23 protein-coding genes are annotated in these 20,816 nt (G+C 72.1%); 7 read left to right on the forward strand and 16 right to left on the reverse strand.

Features of this window, described 5'->3' with window-relative positions; translation table 11 throughout:
- The first annotated feature begins 3 nt into the window (after window positions 1-3).
- Both M8J74_RS02795 and M8J74_RS02800 read left to right on the forward strand, forming a co-directional pair.
- Window positions 4-906, forward strand: coding sequence for a metal ABC transporter permease (locus M8J74_RS02795; RefSeq protein ID WP_249834874.1), 903 nt, complete (start codon window positions 4-6; stop codon window positions 904-906).
- Window positions 907-976: 70 nt separating this feature from the next.
- Window positions 977-1,393, forward strand: a complete 417-nt coding sequence (locus tag M8J74_RS02800) for a Fur family transcriptional regulator (RefSeq protein WP_058925414.1) — start codon at window positions 977-979, stop codon at window positions 1,391-1,393.
- Window position 1,394: 1 nt separating this feature from the next.
- Here M8J74_RS02800 and M8J74_RS02805 read toward each other — a convergent pair whose 3' ends face one another.
- The 11 genes from M8J74_RS02805 to M8J74_RS02855 all read right to left on the reverse strand — a co-directional run bounded on the left by M8J74_RS02805 (window position 1,395) and on the right by M8J74_RS02855 (window position 11,385).
- Window positions 1,395-1,931, reverse strand: coding sequence for a YcxB family protein (locus M8J74_RS02805; RefSeq protein ID WP_249834875.1), 537 nt, complete (start codon window positions 1,929-1,931; stop codon window positions 1,395-1,397).
- Window positions 1,932-1,967: 36 nt separating this feature from the next.
- Window positions 1,968-2,819, reverse strand: a complete 852-nt coding sequence (locus tag M8J74_RS02810) for an isoprenyl transferase (protein ID WP_058925412.1) — start codon at window positions 2,817-2,819, stop codon at window positions 1,968-1,970.
- 24 nt (window positions 2,820-2,843) lie between these two features.
- Entirely contained in the window at window positions 2,844-3,590 is a 747-nt protein-coding gene (gene recO, locus M8J74_RS02815) for a DNA repair protein RecO (RefSeq protein WP_249834876.1), read from the reverse strand.
- Between the two features lie 42 nt (window positions 3,591-3,632).
- Complete coding sequence (locus tag M8J74_RS02820) at window positions 3,633-4,262, reverse strand: DUF1266 domain-containing protein (RefSeq protein WP_249834877.1); 630 nt, start codon at window positions 4,260-4,262, stop codon at window positions 3,633-3,635.
- A gap of 20 nt (window positions 4,263-4,282) precedes the next feature.
- Window positions 4,283-4,498, reverse strand: a complete 216-nt coding sequence (locus tag M8J74_RS02825; protein WP_249834878.1) for a hypothetical protein — start codon at window positions 4,496-4,498, stop codon at window positions 4,283-4,285.
- Window positions 4,499-4,695: 197 nt separating this feature from the next.
- Window positions 4,696-5,733: a DUF6879 family protein gene (locus M8J74_RS02830; RefSeq protein ID WP_249834879.1), complete on the reverse strand. Its 1,038-nt coding sequence runs from the start codon at window positions 5,731-5,733 to the stop codon at window positions 4,696-4,698.
- A 40-nt stretch (window positions 5,734-5,773) separates the two neighbouring features.
- Window positions 5,774-6,745 (reverse strand): SCO2521 family protein, encoded by a 972-nt coding sequence (locus tag M8J74_RS02835; protein ID WP_249834880.1) that lies wholly within the window; start codon window positions 6,743-6,745, stop codon window positions 5,774-5,776.
- Between the two features lies 1 nt (window position 6,746).
- Window positions 6,747-7,733, reverse strand: coding sequence for an SCO2522 family protein (locus M8J74_RS02840; RefSeq protein WP_249834881.1), 987 nt, complete (start codon window positions 7,731-7,733; stop codon window positions 6,747-6,749).
- Window positions 7,730-8,647: an SCO2523 family variant P-loop protein gene (locus M8J74_RS02845; RefSeq protein ID WP_249834882.1), complete on the reverse strand. Its 918-nt coding sequence runs from the start codon at window positions 8,645-8,647 to the stop codon at window positions 7,730-7,732. The genes M8J74_RS02840 and M8J74_RS02845 overlap by 4 nt, the downstream gene beginning before the upstream one ends.
- Before the next feature lie 4 nt (window positions 8,648-8,651).
- The gene (locus M8J74_RS02850) at window positions 8,652-10,502 is read right to left on the reverse strand and encodes an SCO2524 family protein (protein ID WP_249834883.1); all 1,851 of its coding nucleotides are present in this window, start codon (window positions 10,500-10,502) and stop codon (window positions 8,652-8,654) included.
- Window positions 10,503-10,590: 88 nt separating this feature from the next.
- Window positions 10,591-11,385 (reverse strand): SCO2525 family SAM-dependent methyltransferase, encoded by a 795-nt coding sequence (locus M8J74_RS02855; protein WP_249834884.1) that lies wholly within the window; start codon window positions 11,383-11,385, stop codon window positions 10,591-10,593.
- A gap of 275 nt (window positions 11,386-11,660) precedes the next feature.
- Here M8J74_RS02855 and M8J74_RS02860 point away from each other — a divergent pair, with 275 nt between their 5' ends.
- A complete protein-coding gene (locus M8J74_RS02860) occupies window positions 11,661-12,128 on the forward strand; it encodes a GNAT family N-acetyltransferase (protein WP_249834885.1) in 468 nt (155 codons plus the stop codon).
- Between the two features lie 47 nt (window positions 12,129-12,175).
- Here M8J74_RS02860 and M8J74_RS02865 read toward each other — a convergent pair whose 3' ends face one another.
- Both M8J74_RS02865 and M8J74_RS02870 read right to left on the reverse strand, forming a co-directional pair.
- Window positions 12,176-12,847: a response regulator gene (locus tag M8J74_RS02865; protein ID WP_249834886.1), complete on the reverse strand. Its 672-nt coding sequence runs from the start codon at window positions 12,845-12,847 to the stop codon at window positions 12,176-12,178.
- Window positions 12,844-14,043 carry a sensor histidine kinase gene (locus M8J74_RS02870; protein WP_249834887.1) on the reverse strand — a complete coding sequence of 400 codons (1,200 nt, stop codon included), beginning with the start codon at window positions 14,041-14,043 and terminating at the stop codon, window positions 12,844-12,846. Before M8J74_RS02870 ends, M8J74_RS02865 begins: the two co-directional genes overlap by 4 nt.
- 132 nt (window positions 14,044-14,175) lie before the next feature.
- Between M8J74_RS02870 and M8J74_RS02875 the strand changes: the two genes are divergently transcribed.
- The 3 genes from M8J74_RS02875 (at window position 14,176) to M8J74_RS02885 (ending at window position 17,497) form a co-directional block, all read left to right on the forward strand.
- Entirely contained in the window at window positions 14,176-15,090 is a 915-nt protein-coding gene (locus tag M8J74_RS02875; protein WP_249834888.1) for an ABC transporter ATP-binding protein, read from the forward strand.
- On the forward strand, window positions 15,087-15,920 hold the full coding sequence (locus tag M8J74_RS02880; protein WP_249834889.1) for an ABC transporter permease subunit: 834 nt from the start codon (window positions 15,087-15,089) through the stop codon (window positions 15,918-15,920). Before M8J74_RS02875 ends, M8J74_RS02880 begins: the two co-directional genes overlap by 4 nt.
- Before the next feature lie 92 nt (window positions 15,921-16,012).
- Window positions 16,013-17,497 carry an alpha/beta hydrolase gene (locus M8J74_RS02885; RefSeq protein ID WP_249834890.1) on the forward strand — a complete coding sequence of 495 codons (1,485 nt, stop codon included), beginning with the start codon at window positions 16,013-16,015 and terminating at the stop codon, window positions 17,495-17,497.
- Here M8J74_RS02885 and M8J74_RS02890 read toward each other — a convergent pair.
- Window positions 17,491-18,591, reverse strand: coding sequence for a glycoside hydrolase family 113 protein (locus tag M8J74_RS02890; RefSeq protein ID WP_249834891.1), 1,101 nt, complete (start codon window positions 18,589-18,591; stop codon window positions 17,491-17,493). The two genes, M8J74_RS02885 and M8J74_RS02890, sit on opposite strands and share 7 nt — an antisense overlap.
- Window positions 18,592-18,744: 153 nt before the next feature.
- Between M8J74_RS02890 and bla the strand changes: the two genes are divergently transcribed.
- Complete coding sequence (bla, locus tag M8J74_RS02895; protein WP_249834892.1) at window positions 18,745-19,590, forward strand: class A beta-lactamase; 846 nt, start codon at window positions 18,745-18,747, stop codon at window positions 19,588-19,590.
- Here the strand turns inward: bla and M8J74_RS02900 are convergent.
- Together M8J74_RS02900 and M8J74_RS02905 are read right to left on the reverse strand one after the other, a co-directional pair.
- Window positions 19,580-20,014 carry a phosphatase domain-containing protein gene (locus tag M8J74_RS02900; protein WP_249834893.1) on the reverse strand — a complete coding sequence of 145 codons (435 nt, stop codon included), beginning with the start codon at window positions 20,012-20,014 and terminating at the stop codon, window positions 19,580-19,582. The genes bla and M8J74_RS02900 overlap by 11 nt on opposite strands.
- On the reverse strand, window positions 20,011-20,724 hold the full coding sequence (locus M8J74_RS02905) for a FadR/GntR family transcriptional regulator (protein ID WP_249834933.1): 714 nt from the start codon (window positions 20,722-20,724) through the stop codon (window positions 20,011-20,013). The genes M8J74_RS02900 and M8J74_RS02905 overlap by 4 nt, the downstream gene beginning before the upstream one ends.
- Between the last annotated feature and the right edge of the window lie 92 nt (window positions 20,725-20,816).

The raw sequence follows: 20,816 nt of genomic DNA on the forward strand, positions 1-20,816 counted from the left end.
GTGATGGACTTCCTCGACTACGCCTTCATGCAGAGGGCCCTGCTCGCCGCCGTCCTCGTCGGCGTCACCGCCCCCGCGATCGGCATCTACCTCGTCCAGCGCCGCCAGGCCCTGATGGGCGACGGCATCGGCCATGTGGCGATGACGGGCGTCGGCCTCGGCTTCCTGCTCAACGCCTCCCCGGTGTGGATGGCGACGCTCGTCTCCGTGCTCGGCGCGGTCCTGATGGAGCTGATCCGCTGGTACGGCCGCACCCGCGGCGACATCGCCCTCGCGATGCTCTTCTACGGCGGCATGGCCGGCGGCGTGATGTTCATCAACCTCGCGCCCGGCGGCTCCAACGCCAACCTGACCTCGTACCTCTTCGGCTCGCTGTCGACGGTCTCGCCGTCGGACGTGACGGCGATCTGCCTGCTGGCCGGCTTCGTCGTGCTGGTCACGCTCGGCCTGCGCCGCCAGCTGTTCGCGGTCAGCCAGGACGAGGAGTTCGCGCGGGTGACGGGCCTGCCCGTGCGCGCACTGAACCTGCTGACCGCCGTCACGGCGGCGGTCACCGTGACGGTCGCGATGCGGGTGGTGGGCCTGCTGCTGGTCAGCGCGCTGATGGTGGTGCCGGTGGCCGCCGCGCAGCAGCTCAGCCGCAGCTTCGCGGCGACCTTCGCGATCGCCGTGGCGATCGGGGTGAGCGTGACCATCGGCGGCACGGTCACCTCCTACTACCAGGACGTGCCGCCCGGCGCGACGATCGTGCTGCTGACCATCGCGGCCTTCCTGGTGCTGACCGCGCTCGCCACTCCCCTGGCCCGGCGGCGGGCCCGGGCGGCGGCGGCCGCGCGGCCCGTCGGTGAGCCCGCCGAGTGCGCGATCCCGGCCGCCCGGGAGGCCGTCGGCGACGTCGGCGTCTGACCGCGCCCGGGCCGGGCTGGCACAATGGCCCGGCAGGCGTCGTGGACGCGAGCCGTAGAAGGAGGACCCGGTGACGACCGCTGGACCGCCCGTGAAGGGCCGCGCCACCCGGCAGCGTGCCGCCGTGGCGGCGGCCCTCGACGAGGTCGACGAGTTCCGCAGCGCGCAGGAGCTGCACGACATGCTCAAGCACAAGGGCGACTCGGTCGGTCTGACCACCGTCTACCGCACCCTGCAGTCCCTCGCCGACGCCGGCGAGGTCGACGTCCTGCGCACCTCCGAGGGCGAGTCCGTCTACCGCCGCTGCTCCTCCGGCGAGCACCACCACCACCTGGTGTGCCGGGTGTGCGGCAAAGCCGTCGAGGTCGAAGGACCGGCGGTGGAGAAGTGGGCGGAGGCGATCGCCGCCGAGCACGGCTACGTGAACGTCGCCCACACCGTGGAGATCTTCGGAACCTGCGCGGAGTGCGCCGCCGCCGGGAACTGACTCAGACGCGGGTCAGGTGCCGGTCGAGGATCTCACGCAGCCGGTCCGCGTCCGCGGGGGCGGCGAGGCCCCGCTTGGGCAGCAGTGTGAAGCAGCTGGCGTTCTTGTCGTCGCTGTAGGTGTAGAAGGCGTCCCCGGTCTCCCGATAGCGGGGCTGCGCGGCCCACTTGACCGACGTCGTGCTGTTGTCGGTGGCCACCGTCAGCCCGGCGTCCGTCACCGTGGCGCGGCAGGTGCCGTTGCGCACGGCGAGCTTGAGGAACGCGCGGGCCTGGAGACGGGGCGTGAGGAGCAGCAGCACCAGCGCCAGGGGCAGCCAGATCAGCACCACCCAGTCGGGCTTGTCCCGCCCCGCCACGGAGAGGGCGCCGTTCAGCACGAAGGCGAACACCAGCAGGCCGACGGCCCAGGACCGCACCCATCCCCGCTTCCTGAGCCGGTTGCGCTCCTTCAGTGCCCCCAGGAAGTCCCCCACGACCGGCTCGTACGTCAGCTCGACCGTGCCCTGCTCGGCGTCCCGCCCCATGTCCATGACCATGAGGCGGGATGGTACCGGCGATCTTCGGCCGGGTGACTACTCGGCGGGGTCGTTGCCTCGCATCGCGGCTTCCATGGCGAGCAGTTGCTCGTTCGGGACGGCGCCGCCGAAGCGGCGGTCGCGGGAGGCGAACTCGACGCAGGCCCGCCACAGGTCGCGGCGGTCGAAGTCCGGCCACAGCACGTCCTGGAAGACCATCTCGGCGTAAGCGCTCTGCCAGATCAGGTAGTTGGAGGTGCGCTGCTCCCCGCTCGGGCGCAGGAACAGGTCCACGTCCGGCATGTCCGGGTAGTACAGGTACTTGGCGAGGGTCTTCTCGTTGACCTTCGACGGGTCGAGCCGGCCGGCCTTCACGTCCTCCGCCATGGCCTGCGCGGCGTCGGCGATCTCGGCGCGGCCGCCGTAGTTCATGCAGAAGTACAGGGTCAGCCGGTCGTTGTCCTTGGTCTGCTCCTGGGCGATCTGGAGCTCCTTGGCGACCGACTTCCACAGCTTGGGCATCCGGCCCACCCACCGCACGCGCACGCCGAGTCGGTCGAGCGTGTCCCGGCTCTTGCGGATGAAGTCGCGGTTGAAGTTCATCAGGAAGCGGACCTCGTCGGGCGAGCGCTTCCAGTTCTCGGTGGAGAAGGCGTACAGGGAGATGCTGCCGACGCCCATCTCGATCGCGCCCTGCAGGACGTCGACCACCCGCTCGGCGCCGACCTTGTGGCCCTCCGTGCGGGGCAGCCCGCGCTCCTTCGCCCAGCGGCCGTTGCCGTCCATGACGATGGCCACATGGTTCGGGACCAGCTCGCCCGGGAGCTTCGGCGCGCGGGCGCCGGACGGGTGCGGCTCGGGCGCCTTGTACTCGCGGCGCCGGTTTCCCAGGATCCCGCGTACGACCATGTGCTTCTCGTCTCCTCTTACCGCTTACTTCTCTACGTAACGAAGCGAACGCAGCCCGCGTTCCATGTGCCAGTGCAGATAGGCGGACACCAGCCCGCTCCCCTCCCGCACGTGCCGCGGCTCGCACGCGTCCGCGGTCTCCCAGTCTCCCGTAAGCAGCGCGGCGAGGAGCTCCAGGGTCTGCGGGGAGGGTACGACGCTGCCGGGCACCCGGCAGTCCACACAGACCGCGCCGCCGGAGGCGACGGAGAAGAAGCGGTTCGGGCCGGGCATGCCGCACTTGGCGCAGTCGCCGAAGCTGGGGGCGTAGCCGTTGACGGCGAGGGAGCGCAGCAGGAAGGCGTCCAGCACGAGGTGCGGGGCGTGCTCGCCGCGGGCCAGGGTGCGCAGGGCGCCGACGAGCAGCAGGTACTGCTGCACGGCCGGCTCGCCCTCGTGGTCGGTGAACCGCTCGGCGGTCTCCAGCATGGCGGTGCCGGCGGTGTAGCGGGCGTAGTCGGTGACGATCCCCCCGCCGTACGGGGCGATGGTCTCGCTCTGCGTGCACAGCGGCAGGCTGCGCCCCACCAGTTCGCTGCCCCGGGCGAAGAACTGGACGTCGACGTGGGAGAAGGGTTCGAGGCGGGCGCCGAACTTGGACTTGGTGCGCCGCACTCCCCGGGCCACGGCCCGGACCCGTCCGTGCCCGCGCGTGAGCAGCGTGATGATCCGGTCCGCCTCGCCCAGTTTCTGGGTGCGCAGGACGATGCCGTCGTCCCGGAAAAGACTCATCGCGTGCCCCTCATGGAGTCCATTCTCCCGTACGCCGGCGGGTCAGCGTGCGCGGTCGGGGCGACTGATCGCGTCCCAGGGGGCCAGGTTCCAGGGGCTGGCGCGGTTCGCCGGGTCCAGCAGGGCGCGCAGGTGCGCGTCGGCGACGGCCTGCGGGGCGGGCGGGGAGGGGTCCTGGGCGGCCTCCAGCCCGTCCCGCCACACCTTGCGGCCCAGCAGGTAGTGGTCGGCGTACTCCTGCCAGGAGCCGTACGCCGAGACCACCGACGGCACGATGTTCTTCAGCGCGGTCCAGGCGTCGGCCTCGGTGATCAGTCCGGCGGCGAAGCCGCGCCGGGTGATGTCGGCGTACAGCGCGGCGTCCCAGGCGAGGGGCGCGACGCCGAGCAGCCGCTGGGCGCGGGCCCGGTAGCCGCTGCGGGACAGGTCGTCGAGCCGGTCGACGAGTTCCGCGCGCGAGGTGATCTCCCACTGCTCGGCCAGCCAGCTGCGGGCGCTGTCGTCGTCGATGCGGGTGAAGGGGTAGAGGGTGGTGCGGGAGGCGTCGTGGTCACGGCTCACCGGGGCGCTCAGCGACACCATCCACAGCTGGTGCGCGGTGAGCGGGGTGGGGTACCGCCTGCCGGTGCGCGGCTTCGGCTTCGTCCGTCTCCGTATGTTCCACAGACCCATGGCCCCGCACCCTACTCACGTCAGGGGACCTCACCGCCGCTGCGGGCGTCGGCCCGGGCCGTGGCCGCGCCGAGCCGCTCGGCACGGGTGGCCGCCCGCAGCGCCGCGGGCTCGGCGTCCCACTCCCGCCCCCCGCCGTACGGTCTGAGTTGGACGTACGGCCCTTCGTGGCCCATGACGATGCCGATTCTTCCGGTACCGGTGTCCACGACATGAGTTCCGACGGGAGGCTTCATTTCCTCTCCTTAACGACCGTAACAAAAACAGTTCACAATTCCGGCGGCGGCGCGGGATTGCGCCTCACAGCGTGCTCCCCTTTCTTTTTGGGTTTCACGCTTTTCCGTAACCCGGAGACCTGCGGCCCCTACACTTGGCAGGAGTATGTGAACTGCGACCACGGCGCAGCCGAAGAGTTTGTGGTATTCGGATTATTTCATTCGGCGACCCTGCGCAGCCGGCGGGGCGCGGTCCTGCCGGCGTCCGGTTGGGGCTCGGGTTCCGGCTCGGTCGCCGCCCACAGCTCGTCGAACTGGCTGATGCGGTCCTCGACGTGTTCCCGCTTCATCCTCAGCATCGTCATGTCGGGCCTGACATGGTGGTCCGGCCGGGTCTCGTAGCAGAGTTCGCCGTCGAAGATGATGAAGTCCATCACCGTGCCGCCCGGGTCGAGCTGGGACTGCACGCCGATCCGCGCGTCGATGCCGTACCTGCGCTGGCGCTGGCAGATCTGCCGCAGGGCGTCGGTGACCTCGTCCGGCTCGTCCACGAGAAACAGCCGCCGGACCTCCACGCCGCGGGTCTTGATGGCCTTCTCCTGGGCGACCAGATAGCGTTTCGCGGGCTCGCTGGACCAGAAATCCCGGTCGACGGTCGTACTGGTGGCGTAAAGCGTCTTCTTGACGCACAGGGCGAGGTCGATCAGCCATTCGTGGTTCTCGAAAGAGGAGTCGGCCCGGCCGCTGATGAGGTCCTCCATCAGTTCGGCGAGACGCTTCAGCTCCTCCTCCGCGAAGCTCTTGACGATGCCCGGCGCCTCGTCGCCGACCTGCGTGTACGCCTTGACCAGCCGGGTCACCTCCTCGGAGCGGAGCACCGAGCCGTCGACCTTGCTGAACAGCTCCGTCGCCTCGTTGATCTTGGCGAAGCTCTGGTCGACCGCCGTCCGCATCTCCGCGTGGTGGTTGGCCAGGCTCTGCTTCATGTCGTCGATGTGCCGGCGCTGGCTGTTCTCGACCACCTCGAGGCGCTCGCCGAAGTCCACGAGGTACTGCACGATCAGGGTCGCGCTGCCCAGGACGATGGACGCCACCCATTGCCAGATGTTGTTGTCGTCCCCGTTCAGCAGCACGGTCAGCAGGAAGGCGCCGCCCGCCGCCGACGCGGTGATGAGGATCTTCCAGAACAGCTTGGGGATGCCCTGCCGCGGCAGTACCGCCCCGTTGTCCCCTGTCCCTAACGACGCTCCGCTCACGTGTCTCCCCCGTCGGGTAGGTGGTTGGTGCCGTCCTCGCTCAGTTGGTGCTCAGTGCCTGGTGCGGCAACCGGATCGCCTGGACGGCCAGTTGGTCCCGGATGCGCTGGACCAGGTTCTGCCACTGGCGGGTGAACCCCGGTTCCCGCTCCAGTGCTTCCCACAGGTGGACCAGTGAACGCTCCACCCGCGCGTGCGGCATCCACAGATGCAGCAGATGGTCGACGGCCGGGCGCAGGGCCTGGACCGCCACGGGGCCGTCCGCCGCGGCGAACCGGCCGCTCTCCAGCATGTGCACCACGGTCGTCAGAAGCCAGTCGTGCAGCGCGAGGTCCTCGCACAGCCCGGCGGCCGCGGCGGCCGGCGTGTCCTCCGGCAGTCTCAGTTCCACGGTCCGCAGGCCGTCCTCGGCCAGCGTGAACCGGGTCAGTTCCGCCCGCTCCCCCTCGGGGACCCGGCGGGCGACCCACCGCAGGTGCGTACGGCGGGACTTGAAGGGGACCTTGCGGTCCAGCAGCGGGTGGCGCAGCAGCCGTGCCAGCAGCGCCTCGGCGACCGCCCCGAGGTCCAGCTCCCCGCGGCCCGGGCCCCGCAGCACGCCCTGCGCGGTGGCCTGTTCGGGCAGCCTGCCGAACGGCTCGACGACACCGGGCCGCACCAGGTAGTGCCCCCAGGGGCGGCGGGTGTCGGGCCCCGCGGCCGGGGCGCTGAACCAGGCCGTGGCCTGCAGCAGCCGGCCCTCGGTGAGCGCCGCGCGGGCGGCCACCGTGCCGACGGCGCGGACCTTGCTGCCGTCGGCGGTGGGCAGCCGGCAGTCCACCCCGGTCAGCGTCTCGGGGGAAAGGGCGTACAGGTTGGGGCGTTCGGAGATCCGGACGTGTTCGTCGGCGCGCAGCCTGAGCAGCCCGGCGGCGGCCCGGCCGTCCAGTGCCTGGAAGGACGCCAGCAGACAGGTGCGCACCTCCCCGCAGACCAGGGCGGGGCGCGCGGGCTGTCCGGGACGCCGCGTCATGTCAGCGCCCGCCGGAGACCGGGCCGGTGGCCGGGTCCTCGTAGAAGATGTACGTGGCCCGCTGGGCGACGGCGTCCGGTACCTCGAGTCCTTCGCCCTTCGAGCGGGCGGCGACCTGTCGCAGGGCCTCGGCGTCGACCTGGGTCTGGTCGAGGATGAGCCGCACGGCGTCCTCGACGGCGAGGAAGCGGTTGGGCAGCAGGGTGCAGGTGCGGTAGGCGCTGAAGGCGGCGGCCCGCGGGTCGAGCTGGAGCAGGGGCGGCAGCCGGTCCCAGTCGTGCGGGAACTCCGCGCCGTCCCAGGGGCGCGGGACGAGCACCGGCTCGCCGAGGTGGCGTAACAGCCCGAGCCGGGCCAGCTGCCAGACGGCGGCCAGGAACGGGCAGGACCACAGCCGCCGGCCGTCCTGCTCGGACCACAGCTCGACGTCCATGAACACGGAGTGGTTGCGGGCCGCGGTCTCCTCCGGCGGCTGCCAGCCCCTGACCTCGCCCAGTGCGGCCCGCTCGGTGGTGGGCGTGCGCCGGCCGTTGGCGAGCCAGCCGGTCTGGCCCACGGGCGGGCGGGAGCCGTTGCTGCCCGGCGGCGGCGACTCGACCAGGCGGTGCGCGACGGACTCGGCGATCTCGATGCGGTCGGCCACCGCGCAGCCCGACTCACGGGCCAGGTAGTCGATGGCCAGGCCCGCCTTCTCGGCCTCCTCCAGCACCAGGGGGAGCAGTTCGGCGGGCGTGGAGAAGCGGGTGAAGTAGTCGTCGATGAGGAAGCAGGTGCTGATGCGGGGCCGCTTGCCACCGGTGCGGCGGGCGGCGGAGGCCCGGACGGCCTCCACCCACAGCCGCACCTCGGCGAAGTGCGCGCGCAGCCGCTCCGGGCCGGCCTCGAAGTCCTCCATGTAGAGATGCCCCAACTCCAGGGAGAGGTGGGACAGTTGCACGGACCGGGTGCGGGGCTGCGCCGTGGTCTCCCGGAAGACGGCCTCGCTCACGCCTGCTCCCAGTGTTTGTCGTCGGTGAGCCGGGCGGCCAGCCGGCTGAGCGCCTGCCACGTCTCCATGTTGGCGATCTGGCTGTCGAGCACGTCCTCGTCGGTGATGAGCTGCTCGCGCCACTGCAGGACCGGTTCGAGGGGGACGGAGCCGAGGACCTGGCTGTAGCCGATGCCGTGGGCGGAGGCGAGCTGCTTGAGGTCGGCGTCGGCCTTGCGCAGCCACGCCGACTGGGTGGGCGAGACCTGGGACCACAGCGGCGACTCGGGGTCGGGTACGGCGGCCCGCACGAAGCGGATGGCGCCGCGCAGCTCCTCCTCGTCGTGGCCGCGGTCGACCCCCGCGGCGACGATGCCGCGCTCGCCGAGGACCAGGCTCGCGGCGGCAGCCACATGCTGGCGGGTCCAGCGGTGGAAGACCAGCCAGCGGGCGGTGACCTGGCTCATCTCCGGCCGCGCGGTGGCCTCCAGGACCATGTCGACGGCGTAGGAGCGGCCGGCGCTCAGGTCCACGAAGACCAGGTCGAACTCGTACGACAGTTTCATCAGCAGGTCGGCGCAGAGCCGCACGTGGTCGCCGGTGGTGGCGAACTCGCCGCCGCCGACGTCGCCCGGCATCAGGACGAGCCGGCCGCAGCCGGGCGGCGGGTCGCGCAGCACCTGGTGCTCGGTGACGGCCCAGACGTCTATGCGCTCCGGCTCGACGACCTGGCCGCCGAGGTAGGAGTGCAGACCGCCGCCCTCCAGGGCGAGGCGGGCGTCGGCGACGTCGAAGACGGCGGAGGCGGTGGGCGAGCCGAAGTCGAAGTCCAGGTAGCAGACGTCGTCGCCGGCCAGCGCCCGGTGGTAGGCGAGGTTGGCGCTGGTGACGGAGCGCCCGGTGCCTCCCTTGTCGGAGGCGGCGAAGATCAGCACGCGGTCACCGTCCCTGGACCGCGGCCTCGCGGGCCCGGGTGAGCGCGTCGAGCTGGCCGAGCACGTCGAGCGCCAACGCGTAGGCGGTGCCCGGTCGTTGGTCGAGCAGGTCGCGGGCGCGGCGCAACTTGACCTCGATGTTGCGCAGCTGCATCCCGTGCCGTCCGTCGTCGGAGGGGGCGGCCTCCATCTGTTCGTTGCCCAGCAGGTGGGCGGCCTCGCTGAGCAACGCCCCTGCCAGTTCGGTCAGTTCGGCGCTGCGGACGGGGGGCTGCCGGTACATCTCGTGGACCTGGACCATGACCTCGGCGACGCGCTCGGTGATGTTCCAGGACACCGGCACATGGCGGGTGACGATCTCCGCGCCGGGGTAGGCGGCGTGGACGTTGTCCCACAGGCCGGTGCCCTCGCCCTCCCGGATGCGGCGCCGCCACATGTGGCCGAAGGCGTCCTCGGCGAGGCCGAGCAGCCGGTCGTGCGAGGCGAGGTTGCGCGAGAGGGTGCGCAGCTGGATGGTTCGCTTCAGCAGCTGCGCCGAGAAGTCGTGCAGGGACCAGGTCATGGGCGCGCCGAGCTGTTCGCCGCCCTGCAGGGGCAGTTTGACGCCCGCGTTGTGCAGTTCGAAGACCTTGGGGTCGTCGCGTGTCATCCGGCTGGTGATGCGGCCGCGTTCGGCGAGGCGCTCCATGACGGTGACGGTGCGGGCGAGGTCGTCGTCGGTGGCGCGGCGCCGCATCAGGTCGTGGACGAGGATCGCGGCCACGGAGAGGGAGAAGTACTCGGACTCCAGCTCCTGCCCCGTCGTACGCCAGGGAATGTCCTCCAGCGGCCAGCGGTCGGGGTCGAAGCGGGCGATGCCGGACCAGTACTGCTGGGTCAGCTCCCAGCGCAGCCGGAGCGCCTCGGCGAGCTTCTGCTGCTCGGCGTTGAGCAGGCCCAGGGTGAGGGTGCGCTCGGAGAACAGGTCCTGGATGCCGTCGAGGGCGACGACGGTGAAGTACAGGTACGGCACCGCGCGGGCCACGCCCTGGGGCTGCGGCCCGATGGGCTCGTCCGTCTCGACCTCGGGCGCGTCCTTGACGAGGCTCCACGCCCAGCCGCACTCGAAGTACTGGTTCTCGTCCTTCAGGCCCTCCTGGACGTCGATGCCGAGGGACAGGCTCTCGACGATCGCGGCGCGCAGGGCCCGGAAGCGGGTCTGGTACATGGTCAGCACCTGGCGCTGCGACAGCCGTCCCTGGCCGAGGAGTTCGGTGAGGTTGCGGCCCTGGTCGGAGTCGGTGTCGAAGGCGTTGACGGTGAAGGAGCGCAGCAGGCCCACCATGGCGGCGGTGAGCCGGTTGCCGGTGGCCGCGCGCAGTTCGGCGATGGTCTCCTGGATGTCGGTGCGTCTGGTCCTGGTCTCGTAGACCTTCAGGAAGCCGAGGGTGGCCAGGCAGAGGGTGATCGACATGGAGAACGAGTCGACGACGTCGAGCCGGCGCTGTTCCTCGGAGAGCTCCTGCGCCTTGTCCGCCGAGCCGAAGTAGTAACCCCCGGCGAACGTGGGTCTCTTGTCCTCGCCGGTGTGCGTGCGCATGAAGTCGGAGGCGGCCCTGACCAGGTTGGCCGGGAGGTCGAGCCGGCCGCCGCCGCGCCGGAGGGCCTGGTGGACGTCCGGCTGCGTGGTGTCGGGGTCGTCCAGCCGGAACTCCGGGATCTCGGTGGCCGGGTACAGCAGGCAGAGCAGCCGCTCCGCGTCGGCCACGCTGCTCTTCCCGCCCCACTCGCCCCAGGCCCACTGCCCCTGTTCGAAGGAGTGGCGGCCGATGGCCTGCCAGATGTCCAGCAGATGCTGGCGTGGCTTGATCTGCATCCCATGCCCCTCACACAGGCCGCACTGCCGTCACTTGAGGAATGTCCCTCTTCTGTTGTGAAGATCCGCAGTGTCGAAGAACCACTGATCAGACGGCCGGAATTTCCGCGTCCGTATTCTTTCGCCAGCCGTGAGCCAGGATCATTCCCGAATATCCGTCCCGCACACCTGGCTCGGCCTTCAACCGCTGCACCTCGAAGTGGTCGGCGAATGGTGCGAGGCTGCGCCGGACCTCGGTTTGCCCCACGTCGCAGGCCGGGAAGAAATGGTCGCCGACGTGGTAGCCCTGCGAGTGCTCCATGAAGGCGGCGGCGAAGGGGGCGCCGGGGGCGAGGGCGCCCATGAAGCGCGCGACGCCCAGGGCGAACTCCCTGGGGTCGGCGGTCATCGACTCGGCGACGAAGAACATGGTCCCGACCGACCAGCGCGCCCCGAAGCGCTCCAGGTCGAAGATGCTGCCCTGCTCGACCTTGGCGACCTTGCGGAAACGCTCGCGGGGGTCGAAGTCCGCGCCGGCGTACGCCTCGTGCTCGCACAGGGCGTCCCAGAACGGGTCCCAGCCGGCGTCGTAGGAGTCGGTCTGACTCTCGAGATAGCGCACGTTGCCCGGTGAGCGCTCGAAGAGGGTGACCTCGTCGGCCCAGGGCATCATGGAGAACGCGGGATAAAGATTGGCGCCGGCGCCCACGTCGATGCCGTATACCGGCCCGAGGCCCTGCTTCCGGAAATGACCGCCGAAATGTTCCCGAAGAATATTCAGGATCTCCGCGTCCTCTGCCTGTAAGTCGCGGTAGTTGTGATCAACGTAGGCGATCGGGTCGAATGAATCCCAGGGCGCGTCGGCATTCTGCACCCGGACATCCCCCGACGATCTCAAGGTCATTTGACCACGGTACCAGTCCTGGGAATTACCGTCATGTCCTTCGGTGACGCGGGGCGCACCGGGGGCGCATGGGGGCGAATGCATTCATGCGACCTGATCCGGCCTTGAACGGCCGGATTGTCCCGCTCAAGATGGTCGGAACTCCGCCGAACACTCCGGAAAGACGGACAGACAGGCGTCTCGCCCGTACCACCCGTACGGGTGTCAACCCACCCTTGACTCCCATCCCGCAGGGGGGCGGCATGACGGCTCTTCCAGAGAAACGTTTACCTTCCATGGTCGGCCGGGCGGACCGGCCGCTGACGCTCAGAGGCGTCGTCGAGGCCGACCTTCCCGAGCTGCACCGCCTCGACAGGGAAGCCTTCCCCGAGGAGCCGTACCACTACTTCGAACTGCGCCAGGCCTACGACGTCCACGCCGACCGCTTCCTCGTCCTCGACGACGGCGAGAGCCTGCACGGCTACGTCCTGTTCGTCACCACCTCCGACGGCTATGTGAACTGGATCAAGAGCCTCGCCATCACCCACGACCTGCGCGGGCGCGGGCTGGGCCGCCGGCTGATGCTGGAGGTGCTGCGCCGGTTGCGCGCCGAGGGCGTCCACCAGGTCCGGCTGACGGTCGAACCGACGAACGCGGCCGCGATCACGCTGTACCGCTCGCTCGGCTTCGACGTCGAGGGAGGCGTCCACAAGCACTACTTCGGGCCCGGGGAGGACCGGCTGATCATGACGCTGGGGCTGTGAACGGCGGTCCGTGAGACGGGGGTTCGCGACCCGGGGGCGGTCGCGCGTCAGGGGGAGACCAGTCCCGCCTCGTACGCCAGGATCACCAGCTGCACCCGGTCCCGGGCGTCCAGCTTGGCCAGGAGCCGGGTCAGGTACGTCTTCGCGGTGGCGACGCTGATGCACAGCTCGGCGGCGATCTCCGCGTTGGACAGCCCGCTGCCGACGAGGACGAGGACCTCGCGCTCGCGGTCGGTGATGCCCGTCAACTCGCGTCGGTGGCCGCGCTGTTCCGGGCGGGCGGCGAAGTCGTGGATCAGGCGGCGGGTCACGCTCGGGGCGATCAGCGCGTCGCCCGCCGCCACCACCCGGACCGCGCCGATGATGTCGTCGAGGGCCATGTCCTTGACGAGGAAACCGGACGCGCCGGCGCGCAGGGCGCCGTACACGTAGGCGTCGTCGTCGAAGGTCGTCAGGACGACCACGCGTACGTCGCCCTGGGTGCCGGTGATGCGGCGGGTGGCCTCGATGCCGTCCATGCCGGGCATGCGGATGTCCATCACCACGACGTCCGGGGCGAGTTCACCGGCCAGGCCGACCGCCTCCTCCCCGGTGGCCGCCTCGCCGACGACCTCCACGTCCGCCAGGTCGGCCATGACCATGCTCAGCGCGGTCCGGATGAGTTCCTGGTCGTCGACCAGGAGGACCCGGACCGGCGGTGCGGACGTAGGCGCCGTCATCGGACGCCCGCCGGCAGCGGCAGCCGGGCGGCCACGCGGAAGCCGCCCTCGGCGCGCGGCGCGGCCGTGAACTCGCCGTGCAGCAGGGCGACCCGCTCGCGCATGCCGACCAGTCCGAAGCCGGTGTCGGTCGAGCTGCCCCGGCCCAGGCCGTCGTCGGTGATCTCCACGGCGAGTTCCCGCTCGTCGCGGAAGTCGACGGTGACCCGGCACGCGCGGGTGCCGGCGTGCCGTACGACGTTGGTGACCGACTCCTGGATGATCCGGAACGCCGACAGGTCGATGTCGGGCGGCAGCGGGCACGGCTCTCCCAGCCGGCGCACCTCCACCCGGACGCCCGCCGCGGTCGTCGTGGCCGCCAGCCGGTCGACGTCCGCCAGACCCGCCGGGACGGTGTCCGGGTCCGCTCCGGGGTCGGCGGCCCGCAGGGCGACCAGCATCCGGCGCAGTCCGGCGAGGGTCCGGCGGCCCTCGGTCTCCACCGCCCGCATCGCCGTCAGGGCGGCCTCGGGGTGCGCGGTCGCCACCCGGGCGGCCGCGCCCGCCTGCAGGGCGATGATGCCGATGCTGTGGGCGACCGTGTCGTGCATCTCCCGTGCGATGCGCAGGCGTTCGGCGGTGACCGCCTGGGCGGCCTGCTCGGCGCCGAGACGCCGGGCGTGCGCCCGGGACTCGTGCGCGGAGTTGCCCAGCAGCCAGGCGATCACGGTTACCAGGGCGACGGCCAGTTCGGCGGAGGTGCCGGCGGGCCAGCCGCGCAGCATCCGCACGGCGAGGTAGAGGATCAGGGTGCCGACCGCCAGGGCCAGGGCGATGAGCCCGGTGCGCCGCGGATGGGTGGCCGCGACGAAGTACAGCGCCACCATGGTGGTGAGGTACTGCGCCATCGGCAGCTCGCCGACGCCCAGGGTGGACGTCTCGAGGATCCCGGCGAGGATCGTCAGGGTGACGGCGAGCAGCGGCCTGCGGTGCAGCAGCCGGCCGCCCTGGACGGCCAGCGCGGTCGACAGGGCCAGGAACGTCAGCCCGTCCCAGCGGTAGAGCTGGGCCGCCGGCCACTGCGCGGGCTCCGTCTCGCCGGGCAGCCGGAAGGTCGTCAGCAGGGTGAACAGCGTGCTCGCGCACCACACGAGCGCGGTCCACGCGGCCGGCGAGACGCGTTTGACCAGGGGCGGCGGAGGCGGGGCTGCGGGCATGACGCGATCGTAGGGCGGGCGCGCGGGCCGGTCATCGGCCCGTGGACGTACAACCAGGGTCGACAGGCCGCCGCCAGGAGTGTCGGCTCCCGCCCGATGCCCGGCGCCCGCCGTCCGCGGGACCGTGGTCCCATGATCGAAGTCGAGCAGCTCACCAAGCGCTACGGCCCCACGACCGCCGTACGAGACCTGTCCTTCACCGTTCGCCCCGGCCATGTCACCGGCTTCCTCGGCCCGAACGGCGCGGGCAAGACCACGACGCTGCGGATGCTGCTGGGGCTCGTCGAGCCGACCGCGGGCACCGCCACGATCGGCGGCCATGTCTTCCGCGACCATCCGCGCGGGCTGCGCCATGTCGGCGCCCTCCTCGACGCGCACGACGTGCACGGCGGCCGCAGCGCGCGGGCGCATCTGCACGCGCTCGCCCGCGGCAACCGCATCCCGCGGCGGCGGGTGGAGGAGGTGCTCGCGGAGGTCGGCCTGACCGGGGCGGCGGCCGGGCGCCGCATCGGCACCTACTCCCTGGGGATGAGGCAGCGGCTCGGCATCGCGGCCGCGCTACTCGGCGACCCACCGGTGCTGATGTTCGACGAGCCGCTCAACGGGCTCGACCCGGAGGGCGTGCTGTGGGTGCGGGGGCTGTTCCGGCGGCTCGCGCACGAGGGGCGGACGGTGTTCGTCTCCAGTCACCTGATGTCCGAGATGGAGCACACCGCCGACGAACTCGTCGTCATCGGCCGGGGAGAGCTGATCGCCGCCGAGTCCCTGACCGCGTTCGCCGCCCGCGGGACCGCGCCGACCGTGACGGTGCGGTCGCCGGACTCCGGCGCCCTGGCCGCCGTCCTGGCGAAGGAGGGCGCGGCGGTGGAACGGCACGGCGACGACACGCTGAAGGTGCAGGGGGCCGGAGCCGTCCGGGTGGGCGAGCTGGCCCACGAACACCGACTCCTGCTGTGGGAGTTGACGACACAGTCCGCCTCGCTGGAGACGGCCTTCATGGAACTGACCGCCGACAGCGTCGAGTACGCGGCAGGAGAGACCCGATGACGACCGCCCTCGCCGTTCCGCCCGCCCGCTTCACCGACCTGCCGGCCGCCGAATGGATCAAACTCCGTTCGCTGCGCTCCACTTACTGGGCGCTCGGCTCCAGCGCGCCGGCGCTGGTGGCCTTCAACGCGAACGCGGCCCGCGCCGACTACACCAACTACCCGCACTACAACGAGCCCATCCACCGCGACTTCGTGTACTGGGCGCTGCGGGACGCCTTCACCCAGGGTGCCGCGCTGATGCTGGTGCTGGCGGCGGCGAGCATCGGCGCGATCGCGGTCGTCGGCGAGTACGCGACGGGCCTGATCCGTACGACGTTCACCGCCGTGCCCGACCGGCGGGCGCTGATGACGGCCAAGGTGGCCGTGGTGACGGCGGTGATGACGGTGTACGGCGCCGTCGTCGCGGGCGCCTCCTACGCGGTCACGCAGGCGATCCTCGACGGCCGCGGCCAGGGCGTGCCGATCGGCCACCCCGGTGCCTGGCGGGTGGTCGCCGCGTCGGCGCTGCTGGCGCCGGTGAGCGCGCTGGTGGGGATGGGGGTGGGGGCGGTGGTCCGGCACAGCGCGACGACGATGGTGCTGACCACGGTCGTGCTGCTGCTCCTGCCGTCCTTCGTCACCGAGCGCTACCACTGGACGGCGTGCGTCAGGAACGCCCTGCCCCTCAACGCCTGGGCCCGGCTGGTGGACGTCGGGTACGGCACCCATCCCTTCACGATCGCCCGCAGGTACCCCACGACCGTGGGCGGCTCCTGGGTGGTGTTCGCGGTGTGGGCGGGGGTCGCGGCGGTGCTGGCGGTGGTGGTCGTGGACCGCCGGGACGTCTGAGGAACCCGCGGGCGGTGCTGGGGCAAACCCCCCTGCGCACTGGGGCGTTGACCGGATGGGACGCAGGCGGCGGGTCCGGGAGGCTCGTCGTCATGAAGCCGATCACGAAGAGACTCGCGCTGACCGCCGCCGCCTGCGGTGCCGTCCTCGGCGCGCTCACCCCGCTCCCGGCGTCCGCGGCCGGCGGCCCGCCCGAGACGCTGAAGTGGACCAAGTGCGAGGGCAGCGGCCTGGATCCACGCCAGTCGTGCACGACGGTGTCCGTGCCGATGGACTACGCCGACCCGAACGGCCCGAGGATCGAGGTCGCCGTATCCCGGGTCCCCGCCCTGGATCCGGCCCGGCGGCGCGGCGCGTTGCTGATGATCCCCGGCGGACCCGGCGGTTCGGGCCTCGACGACCCCTCGCAAAAGGGGCGCAGGCTGCCCGAGGCCGTACGGGACCGCTACGACCTGATCGGGATCGCCCCGCGCGGCAACGCCCCCTCCACGGCGGTGGACTGCGGCTGGGAGCACGCCGACCTCGGGGCCACCACACTGCGGCCCTGGCCCGCCGCGGACGGGTCGGTCGCGGGCAACCTGGCGGCCGCCCGGCGCATGTCGGCCGCCTGCGCCCGCAACGGCGGCGAGCTGGTGCGGCACATCAGCACCCGGAACAACGCCCGTGACATCGACCGCGTCCGGGCCGCGCTGGGCGAACGCAGGCTGTCGCTGTGGGGCGAGTCGTACGGCACGTACGTCGGCGCCGCCTACAGCACGATGTTCCCGGCGCGCACCGACCGCGTGGTCCTGGACAGCAATCTGAATCCGGACCCGGTGCTGGCCGAGCGCGCCTTCCTCGCCGGGTTCGAGACCGGTGTCGAGGACGTCTTCCCCGAGTTCGCCGCCTGGGCCGCGCAGCCCGGCAATCCGGACCGCCTCGCCCGCACCGCCGCCGAGGTGCGGCCGCTCTTCCTGCGCCTGGCCGGCCGCCTGGACCGCGAACCGATCCCCTGGCCGGGCGCCAACCCGCCGGTCCTGGACGGCAATGTGCTACGCCAGACGATGATGGGCGACTTCTACGACCCCGACGACTGGCCCGATCTGGCGAAGCTGATCCTGGCCGCGCGGCAGGGCGCCGTGCCGCCCGCGCCGTCGTCCCCGCCGGAGGAGGTCCTGCGCAACGTGTACTCGGTGGCCGGCGCCACCATCTGCAACGACGTGGCCTGGCCCCGGAAGGCGTCCGCCTATCAGAAGGCGGTGGACGCCGGCCGTGCCGCGTACCCGCTGACCGCAGGGATGCCCCGCAACGCGATGCTGTGCGCCGCCTGGCCGTACCGCCCGCGGGAGGCGCCGGTGCGCGTCACGGACCGGGGGCCGGCCGACATCCTGATGATCCAGAACGAGCGGGACATGGCCACCCCTCTCAGCGGCGCCCGCGAGCTGCGCGCCGCCCTCGGCCACCGTGCCGTGATGGTCGTCAACGACTCCACCGGACACGACGCCTACCTGGCCAACGGCACCGCGTGCGGCGACGCGACGGTGTCCCGCTTCCTGGCCACGGGCGAGCGGCCCCGCGCGGACGTCACCTGTCAGTGAGCGCGGCCGGCGTACCGCCGGGCCAGCGCGTGGAACGCCTCCTTCGGCTCCCAGTGCCAGTCGGAACGGGGTTCGTCGGGGCGGTCCTTGATGGTCTTGGTGATGCTGTAGCTCGCCATGTCGAGGTCCTTGCGCGGGTCGTCGGCGCGGTGCGGGGCGTCCGGGGTGACGAACTCGAAGGCCATCGCCGCGTACAGGCCCATCGCCTCGAAGACGCCCAACAGGTCGGTCACATAGGCGGCTTGGGTGTGTTCGCTGCGCACGAGCCGGCCCTTGATCTCGCCCTTGTCGTAGTCGACGACGTCCCAGCCCATGCCGCCCGCCTGCGGCGCGCCCTCGTACGTGCAGCACCCGAACTCGGTGACGGCCAGGGGCTTGCCCCAGCGCAGGTAGCGCCGCAACTCCCGGACGTAGTCGGCGCGGTGGGGGAAGCACGAGTAGTAGTCGATGCCGACGACGTCGAAGAGGCGCCAGTCGACCCGGTCGTCCTGGGCGGCGGCGTAGCTCAGCCGGCCGTGGAAGACGGACCGGCCGAGGGCCGCCGCCTTCGCGGTGAAGCGGTCGAGGCGGCGCTGCATCCGCACGGGGTCGACGTCGCCCTTGAGCAGGTTCTCGACCCGCTCCAGGACCGTCGCGCCGGGCACGATCCCGGGCACGAACAGCCAGAACTCGCAGCCCACGCTGAAGTCGACGCTCGCACCCTGCCGCCGCAGCCGCTCCGCGAACCGGCCGCACTCGGCGAGGTGCTCCAGGATGTCCCGCTCGGGGGCGTCCGCGAGCGTCGGCTGCAGCCACACGTGCAGTCCGCGTTCGGCGGCCTCGGCGGCGGTGGCGGTGAGGCGTTCGACGCCGTCGCCGGTGACGTCGACGGTGTCGGCGTGCAGGTCGTCGCGGACGGCGCGGATGTCCCGGCGCATCCGGGCGGCGCTCCACGCGGTGCCGGGCGTATCGCCCTCGCCGACGGTGTAGACGACGCCCCGGTGGCGCAGCCCGTGGCGTTCTCCGGCCGCGGCAGGGCGGCTCGCGGCGGCGACCGAGACGGCCGCCGCCCCCGCCAGGAACCGCGCCCGGCTGATCCCCTTCGTCTTCTCCATGCCCCCACTGTGGCGAGGACGGCCGCGCGCCGCCGTCCGCCGATGGTCCACGGCCGGGCAACCATGGAGGGACGAACGGCGTCGCTCACTGCAGAGATCGTCGACGAGCCCCGAGCGAAGGAGAGCAAGATCCCAGCCCGACGCACCGTCCTCATGGCCGGAACCGCCACCGTGACCGCGCTCCTGACGAGCGCCCCCGCCCACGCCGCCACCGGACCCCTCACCGAACTGGAGCGGGAACACGGCGCCCGTCTGGGCGTCTTCGCGCACCACCTGCGCACCCGGCGGACCCTCGCCCACCGCGCCGACGAGCGCTTCCCGATCTGTTCGGTGTTCAAGACCCTGGCCGCCGCGGCCGTCCTGCGCGACCTGGACCGGCACGGCGAGGTGCTGTCGCGCCGCATCCACTACACGCGCGACGACCTCGTGGACGGCGCCCCCGTCACCGGGACGGACGAGAATCTCGCGCACGGCATGACGATCGCCGAACTGTGCGACGCGGCCGTCCGCTACAGCGACAACTCCGCCGGCAACTTCCTGCTGCGCGAGCTGGGCGGCCCCACCGCGATCACCCGCTTCGCCCGCTCGCTCGGCGACCCGGTCACCCGCCTGGACCGCTGGGAGCCGGAGCTCAACTCCGCCGAGCCGGGCCGCCGCACGGACACCACCAGCCCGCGCGCGATCGGCCGCACCAACGCCCGGCTGCTGCTCGGCGACGCCCTGAACCCGTCCGACCGGGCCCTGCTCACGCACTGGCTGCTGAACAACACGACCGGCGGCACCCGCATCCGCGCCGGGGTGCCGGGGACCTGGGCGGTCGCCGAGAAGACGGGCTCCGGCTCCTACGGCACCACCAACGACGTGGGCGTGGCCTGGACCGCGGACGGCGACCCGATCGTGCTGGCTGTCCTGTCCACCAAGCCGGACCGGGACGCCGCCTGGGACAGCACCCTGATCGCCTCGGCGGCCGGCGTGGTGGCGGACGTCCTCAGCCGGTGAAGCCGCGTACGTACCGCTTCTGCCACGGCGTCTCCACCGCGCGCCGGTCGTAGTGACGCCGTACGAAGTCCACGGCCTCCTCGGCCGGTACGCCGTCCAGCACCGCCAGACAGGCCAGCGCCGTGCCGGTGCGGCCGCGGCCGCCCCCGCAGGCCACCTCGACCAGCTCGTGCGCGGCCCGCTCCCACGCCTCGGCCAGGGCGGCGCGGGCGGCCGGGCGGTCGGCGGGCAGCCGGAAGTCCGGCCAGCGCAGCCAGGTGAACTCCCAGGGCACGGGCGCAGGCCGGCGGCCGAGGAGGTAGAGGCCGTAGGAAGGGGCGGGCGCCGCGGGGTCGAGGGGGTGCCGCAGGCCGCGGCCGCGGACCAGCCGGCCCGACGGCAGCAGCAGCACACCGGGATCGGTGGGTCGCCAGGTGTCCGTCATCGGGTCAGGGTACGGGCCTCGATGCCCCGGAAGTGGTGCTCCATGGCCCGCTGGGCGCCCGCGGCGTCGCGTGCGCGCAGGGCCGTCACGATGTCCCGGTGCCGGCGCACCGTCACCTCCGGCCGCGGGTCCTCCCTCCAGCCGCGGGCCGCGGCGACCCTGCGGAAGACGGTCCAGAAGGCGCCGAGGAGCTGGGGCACGAGCGGGTTGCCGAGCGGGGCGTAGAGCAACTCGTGGAACTGGCGGTCGAGTTCGGGGAAGGGGCGGCCGGCCCGGACCGCCCTCTCCATCCGGGACACGACCGCCTCCAGCGCGTCCAGCTCCGCCTCGTCGGCCGTGCCCGCGATGCGCCGGATCAGCCCCTCCTCCAGCACCTCCCGGACCTGGAGGATCTCGGCGAGGGCGCCGGTGTCGTCGTCGTGCCGGGCGAGGGTGCGGAAGGTGAGCCCGTCGACGAGCGGGGTGAGGGAGGCCTCGCCGACGTAGGTGCCGTAGCCGTGCCGGATCTCGACGATGTCGAGGGCCTGCAGGGCCTTGAGGGCCTCGCGCACGGAGTTGCGGCTGACTCCGAGGTCCTCCATCAGCTCGGCCTCCGTGGGCAGCGGGGCGCCGGGCCGCAGCCTGCGGTCGAGGATGAGCTGCACGACCGCGCGCCGGATGCGGCTGTTGCCGGACTCCGTGTTCCTGGGCTGCGCGGGCATGCGCCGCATCGTACGCGCGCCGGACGTCCCACGTCCCATGTCCGCCGTCGACGTGCGTCAACTCCCGCCATTTCACACCGCCATTGGTGTGACCTCTGACG

Origin of the sequence: Streptomyces panaciradicis, assembly GCF_023516615.1 — a bacterium.
GTDB classification, from domain to species: Bacteria; Actinomycetota; Actinomycetes; order Streptomycetales; family Streptomycetaceae; genus Streptomyces; species Streptomyces panaciradicis.